Consider the following 10,201-nt stretch of genomic DNA (forward strand, 5'->3'; position numbering starts at 1 on the left):
CGTGGGATGAGACTTTATGGAAATCAAGATATATTGATATCTGATTCAAGTAAGTATGAATCTGAATTACTTAAAGAATATGTAGTTGTAGATCCAATCAAAAGACGTCAAATGGTTATTGATAGTGTGAAAAATAATTGTGAAAATGATGGAGATAAAGCCATAATTAATGATTATTTATTAGATGAGGTATATAATTTAGTTGAATATCCTTTTGCTATTAAAGGAGAATTTAATAAAGATTATTTAAAATTACCTGAAGATATAATAACAATAACAATGGAAACGCATCAAAGATATTTCCCAGTTAAAGATTCTAATGGTAATTTAGTTAATAAATTTATACTTATTAGAAATGCACCTGAATTTTCAGAACTTGTTAAAAAGGGTAATGAAAAAGTTATAGAACCTAGATTATCAGATGCTAAATTCTTTTTTGATGAAGATTTAAAAATTAAGTTAGATGATATGGTTGAAAAATTAAAACAAGTTACATTCCAAAAGGATATGGGAACTATATTTGATAAAATAGAAAGAAGTACAAAAATTGCTAAGTATTTAATAGATGATTTATCACTTTCTAATGAAGAAGATATTTTAAGAACAATATATTTAGCTAAAGCAGACCTTGTATCTAATGTTATAAGTGAAAAAGAATTTACAAAACTTCAAGGATTTATGGGATCTGTTTATGCAAAACATGAAGGTGAAAAGGAAAATGTATCTAAAGGTATATTTGAACATTATTTACCTAGATATCAAGGAGATATGTTACCAGAAACAATGGAAGGTGCTATAGCTTCTATATCAGATAAACTTGATACTGTTATTGGGTGTTTTGCAGTAGGACTAATACCTACAAGTTCTAAAGATCCTTATGCTCTAAGACGTGCAACTCAAGGTATAGTTTTAACGGCTATAAATTCAGGGTTAAATTTTGACTATATTAAATTGATAAATAAGGCTTATGAAATATTTAGTAGTGATAAAAAAGTGTTGAATGAAAATACGGTTAAAAATGTAGTTGATTTCTTTAAATTAAGACTTGAAGCTCAACTTCAAACTAGATTTTCTAAAAACTTAATTTCTTATCAAATAAATAAAGAAAGTAAGATTATAAATCTTGTTTCTAAAATTGAATATTTAGAAAAATTATCTAAAACTGATGATTTTGAAATATTGATAAATTTAATTAAACGGCTTAAAAATATTTCTAAAAATATTGATAAAGAAGTTAATGTTAGTTTATTTAATAAAAAAGAAGAGAAAAATTTATATGAAATTACGTCTAAATTAAAAGGGAATATAGAAGATATTAATATATTATTAGAACATAAGGATATAATAAATAATTTCTTTGAAAATGTAATAATAAATGATAGTGATGAAAATATTAGAAATAATAGATTAGCTTTAGTTGATAAAATAGTTAATAAACTTGATGAAGTAATAGAAGTTAAATAACTAAGATTAATCAAATAATAAATAAATATAAAAAATTGAAATTTGGGTTAAAATATATGATAGGAGGAGTAATGAAAAAATTGATATATATATCTTTATTGTTTGGAGTAGTTACTACTCCTATTGATATAAATAGAAAAGTAAATATATATGAAGATGCTGAAATAATTGATAAATATGGTTCACATTTAGAAAGTATAGATAAAAGAGATTATAAACCGATTTTAAGTGGGAATACAATATTATCAGAAGCGACTAGTTTTGATAATAGTGTTATAAATTCAAATGATATTAATATTAGACATTTATTTTCACCTATAAATGTTCTTGAAAATTTTGAGTATAATATAAAAGATTCTAATAGTTTATTAAATAGAAAATTAAGCATAGATTTATCTGGAAAAATAAAAGAAAATATATTAAATCTTGCTCAAAATAGTACAAATTATATAAATAATATATTTGTAGAAAAAAATGACAATTTAGATAAATTTATAAAATTTAAAAATGAGATAATAGAATATTCTGAAAAAAAAATAGATATATTTGGAAAAGATATAGATGGAGAATATATTAATTCTGATACTTCTAAAGTTTATAACAGTATTATTGAGATAGAGCTTGATTAGGGAGGAATTGTGGAAAATAGATTTGTAGATTTAGGAGAAATGATTGAAGATTTTGAATCAAATCAAGAAATAAATAATTTAAGGCCAAAAGATTTTGGAACATATATAGGTCAGGAAGATTTGAAAGAAACTTTGGAAGTTTCTATTAAAGCGTCAAAGATTAGAAATGAAGCATTAGATCATATATTACTATTTGGACCTCCAGGTCTTGGGAAGACTACAATGGCTACAGTAATAGCAAATGAAATGGGGACGAATATAAAAATAACTTCAGGACCTGTACTTGAAAAAGCTGGAGATTTAGTGTCTATACTTACAACACTTGAAGATGGAGATATATTATTTATAGATGAAATCCATAGATTAAGTACAAATATAGAAGAAATATTATATTCAGCTATGGAAGATTTTAAAGTTGATATTATGATAGGTAAAGGTCATGGTGCAACTAGTTATAGAGTAGAACTTAAAAGATTTACTTTAATTGGGGCAACAACTATGGCAGGGAAATTATCTAAGCCTTTTAAAGATAGATTTGGTATACAATATAGAATGGTTTTTTATAATACAGAAGAGCTTATGAAAATAATAGAAAGATCTGCTAATATATTAGGTGTTAATTGTACTAAAACTGCATTAAGAGATATAGCTCTTAGAAGTAGAGGAACTCCTAGACTTGCAAATAGAATTCTTAAAAGAGCAAGAGATTATGCTATTGTAAATGGAGATGGGACAATAAATGATACAATAATGGCAGAAGTTATAAGAATACTAAAAATAGATGAAAGAGGATTAGATGATATGGACAGAAATCTTCTACGTGCTATAATTATAAATTACTCAGGAGGACCCGTAGGTATAGAAACTCTTTCAACTAATTTAAGTGAAGATAGAAAAACAATAGAAGAAGTTTATGAACCATATCTTATACAGTTAGGATTGATAAAAATAGGTATGCGTGGTCGTGAGGCAACGGATATAGCATATAAACATATGAGACTTGAAAAATATAAGAAGTGAGGTATTATGCTTACAACTATAGCAGATAATGTTAATGGTGAAATTATTGAAATATTTGATAAAACAGAAATAAATCATATTAAAAATGTATATAGACTAAAAGTTGGGGATAAGATAAGAGTTATAGACTATAATTTTGAATATATATCAGAAATTTTAAGTATATCAAAAAATTTAGTAGAATTAAAAATTTTAGAAAAAAATGAAGATAATTATAGTTTAGATATTAATTTAGATTTAGCTATAGGTATTCTTAAAAATGAGAAAATGAAGTTACTTATACAAAAATTAACTGAAGTAGGTGTAAATAAAATAATTCCATTTAATTCAGAAAGAGTTGTTGTTAAAATAGATGATAAGAAAGATAAATGGGACACAATAATTAAAGAGAGTATGAAGCAATGTAGAGCAGTAAAAAAAACTGATATATCAGAAATAATAGAATTAAAAAATATTAAATTTAATGAATATGATAAAATAATTTATGCTTATGAGAGCAGTGATAGTAGTTTTAAAATTAAGGATATAGTTAATAATTCAGATAAAAAAATTTTATGTATAGTAGGACCTGAAGGTGGTTTTAGTTTAGAGGAAGTTAATTTTTTGAAAAATTGTGGTGCAATAGAAGTTAGTTTAGGTAAAAGAATATTGAGAGCAGAAACGGCAGCTATTGTACTTAGTGGAATGATAATAAATTTAATTTAAGGAGAATTATGGAAAATATAGTAAAAGATATAATTGATGTAATAGAAGATAAAAAAGGATTAGATATTAGAGTATATGATTTAAAAGGAAAATCTCCTTTCTTTGATTATTCAATAATATGTACAGGTTCATCAACTAGAAATGTTGATGCAATAGTTCAAGATTTAAAAAAGAATATGGAAATTGTAAGAAATATAGAAGGACAAGAAGAGTCTAATTGGGTATTAATAGATGGAGGGGATGTTATAGTAAATGTATTTACTAAAGAATCTAGAGAATATTATGAAATAGATAAATTTTATGAAAGTATATAGATATGAGAATATTAGATAAAGAAGACAATAATAAAAGAGTAAATTTATTTATTATCTTTCTTTCTTTCATCTTTTTTCTATTGATAGCAAGACTTTATTTTCTTCAAATAGTAAAAGGTGAAGAATATGATAATAAAGCATCAAGAAATGGATTACGTAGTAATATTATAAAACCTGTAAGAGGTAGAATATATGATAAAAATGGCGTTTTACTTGCAACAAATACAACAGGATATTATTTAGTTCATAAAAATAGTCAAAATATTTCTGAAGAAGAAGTAAAATTATTAAAATCTATGTATAATAAAAATGAATTTGAAATTAATAATATTTTATCAAAAAGTTCAGAAAAAACTAGAAAAAAATTGATGGAACTATATAATGATATATTAGAGATGATAAAAATATCAGGTCAAGAATACGATGATGTAGTAGATATATTTTATAGAGTATTGCCTGAAGGTTTTGAGAAATCTATAATAATAGAAGAAGATTTAAATCCTCAAATTGCCTTTGTTAATGTAGAGAAGATAACTAATAGTAGAATAGATATAGTAGAGTATAATAAAAGGTATTATCCAAATAATGAACTTGCATCTCATATTATAGGAAATGTTAAATTAATAAATCAAAAAGAATATGATAATTTAAAAGAAAAAGGGTATGAGAAAAATGATTTAATAGGTAAAGATGGTATAGAAAAATATTATGATATGGTTATGAAAGGTAAGTCTGGTAATCAATATGTTGAAGTTGATGCAAGAGGCAATGTATTAAATTTATTAGATGAAGAAAAACCAACACCAGGAAAAAATATATATTTATCTATTGATTATGAATTACAAAAATATATGACTGAAAAATTTAAGGGTGAATTTGGAACATTTATAGCTGTTGATATAAAGACTGGTAAAATATTAACATATATAAGTTATCCTGAAATAGATCTTAATTTACTTAGTTCAAGAATAAGTAAATCTAAATGGGAAGAATTAGTAAATTCTAAAAGAAAGCCTTTATTAAATAGGGGAATAGCAGGATTATTTCCTCCGGGGTCTACCGCTAAAGTTGCTAGTGGTGCAGCTATACTTGAATCAGGAATTTCACCTGAATCTACTATAAACTCTACTGGAGAATTTACTTATGGTAAAGTAACTTTTAGAGATGCTCATAGAGGAGGATATGGAATAACAAATTTCTATAAAGCTATTGCCGATTCAGTAAATACATATTTTTATACTAATATTTTAAATGTAGGATTAAATAATTTTTTAGATATAGCCAAAAGATTTGGTATAGGTGAATTGACAGAAATAGATATACCAGGAGAATTATCAGGAGTTCTACCTACACCTGAATGGAAAAAAACAAAATTCGCAGATCCAAGAAGTCAAAAATGGTTGACTGGAGATTTGATTAATATGTCTATAGGTCAAGGATATATGTTAATGACTCCGATACAAGTTGTTATGATGTATCAAGCTATAGCTAATAACGGAGATATGTTAAAACCTTCTTTTGTAGAATATTTTGAAAGTCAAGATGGAATTAGAGAATATAAAGAAACAGAAAAGTTAAGAAATTTAGGAATAAAGCAATCAACAATAAATGCTATAAAAAAAGGATTAAGACAAACAATTACAAATGGTACAGCAAAAAATTTATTAAAGTTAAATGTGCAAGTTTCTGCAAAAACTGGGACAGCACAAAATTCTAAAGTATTAGACCATTCTTGGATGGCAGGTTATTTCCCTAGTGAAAATCCTCAAATTGCCTTTGTTGCACTTGTTGAAAATGGGGGATATGGTTCAGTTGAGGCAGGTAATAGAGTCTATGACTTTATACAAAAATATTATTCTAAAAGTGAAGATAAGGAAGTATTAAATGAAAAATAAATTAGAAGAATATTTGAAAATTTCAGATATAGTATTGAATGAAAAACAAATAGAAAATTTGATTAAGTATTTGGATTTACTTATAGAGACTAATAAGGTAATGAATTTGACTGCAATAAGAGAAGAAGAATCTATACTTGAAAAGCATTTTATAGATTCATTATTACTCACTAAAATAATAAGAGAAGATGAAAAAAATATAATAGATATAGGAACAGGTGCTGGGTTTCCTGGACTTGTTCTTAGTATAGTATATCCAGATAAAAATTTTTTGTTAGTAGATTCAGTTAAAAAAAAGATTTCTTTTATAAATACTGTTATAGAAAAAATAGGATTAAAAAATGTTAAAACAAGTACAGAAAGAGCTGAAGAATTGATAAAAGATAATAGAGAGAAATTTGATGTTGCACTTTGTAGAGGAGTTGCTAATTTAAGAATAATACTTGAATATTTAATACCATTTTTAAAGGTGCATGGAAGATTTCTTCCTCAAAAATTAAATGTTAATGAATTAGAAGAATCAAAAAATGCTTTAAAAACTTTAAATTCAGAAATTATAAATATATATAATTTTAGACTTCCAATATCTAGAGATGAAAGAATAATTTTAGAAATAGTAAAGAAGAGTAAAACAAATAAAATATATCCAAGAGCAGTGGGTATACCTGGTAAAAAACCATTATAGAAAGGAGAAAATCTATGTTAAATAAAACTATAAAAAGAACAGGAAAAATTTTAATCTCTCTTTTTGCAATAGTTACATGTTTTAAAGTATATATTAATTCAAATATATTTAAATCACATATACATTTTATAATCAATGATGTAGCTAGAATTAATGTAGATTTTTCCGATTTACACTTAACTGGATTAACTAAATTTGAAATAAAAGATCTTGTTGTTAAAACACAAGATAAAAAAGAGGTTATAAAAGCTAAAAATGCAACTATTATTTTTAATTTATTTACTCCAAGTAGAATAAGATATGTGTATTTAGATGATGGTTATATTTTGATAGAAAGAAACGGGGGAGATATTAATTTAAATAATATACTTTTAAATGGAGAAAGAGTATATAAGAAAAGTAGTAATATAGGAAAATTAGAATATAAGAATATAAATTTAGATTTTATTGATAATTCATATAATGATAAGATAGAGAAAAAATTCAATAATGTTTCAGGTGTTTTGCATACTGGTATACAATATAATCTTGATTTAAGAACTATTGGAGAATCTATAGGAGCAAATAGTGGTGAAAAAGAAAAAATAAATATAGGTATATTATTTGATAGAATAAATATGAAAAAAAATATATTTGATATGTTTTCTTTAAAATCAAGAAAAAAATTAGATGAAAATAAGTTGACTGTAAATTTTGATTTTGAGAATTTTGATATAAATAAAAAATTATCTCAATATATTCCTATATATGATATGATAAATTTTAGAAATGGAAAATTAAACGGAGATATTGCACTTGAATTTTCTGATTATGGTTTATCAACTTATGGAGATTTGAAAATATCAAATGCTTCAGTTTTTTATAAAGATTATGATGATATTGTAAAAAACGTTAATGGAAATGTTGAGATAATTAATAATAATATAGATCTTAAAGCTAAAACTAATAATATAGATGGAGGTAGTTTGGAACTTGGCCTTAAATTTAGCCCCAAAAATTCAGAATTATCTATTGACACTAGTTTTAGTGATGTTTATTATAAAACACTTAATAAGTATAATCTAGTTAAAAAATTTAATCTTAAAGCAAATTCAGATTTGATTAAAGGTAATATATTAGCAGAGCTTTTAATTAAAAATGGAGATGTTGATTTAATTGATTTTAAAGGAAATATAAAAACAAATAAAATAGAAACATTTGGTGTAGATTTTAAAAATCTTGATGTAAATCTTGGACTGAAACAAAATAATTTGATAAGTATAAATACTAAGAAAAATGCAAATATAGAAAAGAATATATTTGGTAATAAGTTAAATCTATCTACATCATTAAATATGGAATATGATATAAAAAAACATGACGGTAAGGGTAATTTAAAATTTAAAAATTTATCTAAGGTTATAAATTTATCAGATATTAACGGAGAATTTACTATAAAAGATAATAAAAAAGTTAATGCTAAGTTAATAAGCTCACAACTTAATTCTAATATAAATTTTGATGTTGAAGATAAAAGCATAACTTTAAATCTTAATTTCAATAATATAGGAATTAATTTAAATTCTTCAAGATATAATATTAAAAATCTTTATATAAAAGATGCTATTTGGAAATATAGTTTATCTAAATTTACTAAAGGTAATATTAGTGCTGATATATTAGGAATAGGAAGTAAATATTTTAATAATATAGGCTTAAATTTAGATGTATTAAATGGAGGATATAAAATAAAATCAAATATTTATACGAGTAGTGGTAATATTTATCTTGATGGAATTACATATAATGATTTAAGTAATAGGTATAATTTAACTTTAACTAAATTTAATTTATTGAATTATGCTAAGAATATAGGGATAAAAAATTTAGAAAACTTAAAGAGTGAATATATAAACATTAATGGTGATGTATATGCTAAATATGTTAATGGTAATATAATATTAGATTTAACTACAAATTCAAAAATTCCTGTTATATACAACAATCAAGTATATAATATAAATCCTAATATTTCTAAATTAGTTTACTCAACTAGAGATAAAAAAATAATAAATGGTAATATATATTTAAATGCAGATGATCTATATTCTAAATATTTTGATAATGTAAGAGCTAATATAGATATAAATGATAAAGGGTATAATATTAATGCAAATATGTTAGTAGATGATAGTCATGTCTATGTATCAGGTGTTACAACAAAAGATATGACTCATAAATATAGAATTCATTCAGAATCAATTGATATATTTAATTTAATAAAAAAATATGGTCTTTTAGATAAAGTAAGTTCAGAGTTACTAAATGATTTAAGTGGAGAAAAAAGATTACTTGATGTTGGTATTAGTGCAACTAATAACAATGGAATATTTAATATAAATATAGATAAAATAGAAAATCAAGCTTTGTTATATAAAGGTAATTTAATAAATTTAAATGCAAGTGTAAAAGATTTAGTTTATAATATGAATTCTAAATCTTTAAGTTCAGGATTGATAAATATAGATTCGGATATGCCTAATGGAAAATATTATGATAAGTTAAATGCCTCTATTAATATAGATGATATTGGATATAATATAGTATCTAAAATTTATACAAATGGTGGAGTAGTTAATTTAGAAGGAACTACTAATAAAAGTTTGGAACATAGATATAAATTAGAAGGACAAAGTATTAATGTAGTTTCTTTCTTGAAAAATATAGATATGCTTAATGAAACAGATATAAAAGATAAAAATTTAATATATGATTTTAAAGTAGGATTAAGAGGTAAAGGTACTAATATAGCTGCAAATTTTGAGGCAAGTAGTGAATATGGGCAATATTCTAATATTGAGTATGAAAAAATGTATATAAAAGGAGAAACTAAAAATATATTAAATTCTAAGATTGATTTAAGTGTAAATTTTGATGAATTATGGTATAATTATCAAAGATTAACTGATGTAAAAACAAATTTAGAAGTTGATAGAAATGAAATAAATGTATTAAACTTTAGTAATGATAAATTAAGCGCTAAGGGTAGATATAATTTAAAAGATAAGTATGCTAATTTAGATCTTAAATTAAAAGGATATAATTTGTATACTACAAATTCTATGGATACTAATATATATATTACAAATTTAGCTATAAATTTAGAAGGAGAACTAAATAATCTAAAAGGTAATTTAAAAATAGAAGATTCTCCAATATTTATAGGTAAAAATCAAGTTGGAATTTTAAAATTAGAAAGTAATATAAATAAAAGTATATTAAATATAGATAATCTTAAAGTTAGAGATTATTTAATTAATGGAACATATAATTTATCTAATAATATGTTTGATTTAAATTTGAATGCTAAAGAAAAAAATATAAATGAAATAATAGGAAATAAAAATATAGGACTTAATGTAGAAACAGATTTAAAATTAAATGGTAATATACATGATATTAATTTAGAAGGTAGTGTTAAATTAAATGATTTAAGCTATAATAATATTA

At 23.3% G+C, this 10,201-nt stretch carries 8 protein-coding genes; all 8 read left to right on the forward strand.

Translation table 11 applies throughout. The features are described from left to right. Positions 1-1,464: glycine--tRNA ligase subunit beta (gene glyS / locus ACWYO2_RS02900; RefSeq protein WP_455514997.1), on the forward strand; the 1,464-nt coding region annotated here is incomplete at its 5' end. 71 nt (positions 1,465-1,535) lie between these two features. Next, on the forward strand, positions 1,536-2,093 hold the full coding sequence (locus tag ACWYO2_RS02905) for a hypothetical protein (protein ID WP_455514998.1): 558 nt from the start codon (positions 1,536-1,538) through the stop codon (positions 2,091-2,093). Positions 2,094-2,132: 39 nt separating this feature from the next. Continuing rightward, positions 2,133-3,113, forward strand: coding sequence for a Holliday junction branch migration DNA helicase RuvB (gene ruvB / locus ACWYO2_RS02910; RefSeq protein WP_455515004.1), 981 nt, complete (start codon positions 2,133-2,135; stop codon positions 3,111-3,113). 6 nt (positions 3,114-3,119) lie between these two features. Continuing rightward, positions 3,120-3,818, forward strand: coding sequence for an RsmE family RNA methyltransferase (locus ACWYO2_RS02915; protein WP_455514999.1), 699 nt, complete (start codon positions 3,120-3,122; stop codon positions 3,816-3,818). A gap of 8 nt (positions 3,819-3,826) precedes the next feature. Then, the gene (rsfS, locus tag ACWYO2_RS02920) at positions 3,827-4,132 is read left to right on the forward strand and encodes a ribosome silencing factor (protein WP_455515000.1); all 306 of its coding nucleotides are present in this window, start codon (positions 3,827-3,829) and stop codon (positions 4,130-4,132) included. Between the two features lie 2 nt (positions 4,133-4,134). After that, positions 4,135-6,027: a penicillin-binding protein 2 gene (gene mrdA, locus ACWYO2_RS02925; RefSeq protein WP_455515001.1), complete on the forward strand. Its 1,893-nt coding sequence runs from the start codon at positions 4,135-4,137 to the stop codon at positions 6,025-6,027. Continuing rightward, entirely contained in the window at positions 6,017-6,712 is a 696-nt protein-coding gene (rsmG, locus tag ACWYO2_RS02930) for a 16S rRNA (guanine(527)-N(7))-methyltransferase RsmG (RefSeq protein WP_455515002.1), read from the forward strand. The genes mrdA and rsmG overlap by 11 nt, the downstream gene beginning before the upstream one ends. 14 nt (positions 6,713-6,726) lie before the next feature. Beyond that, positions 6,727-10,201, forward strand: a 3,475-nt coding sequence (locus tag ACWYO2_RS02935) for a hypothetical protein (protein WP_455515003.1), incomplete at its 3' end; no start/stop codon positions are given.

The organism is Pseudostreptobacillus sp., assembly GCF_977040545.1.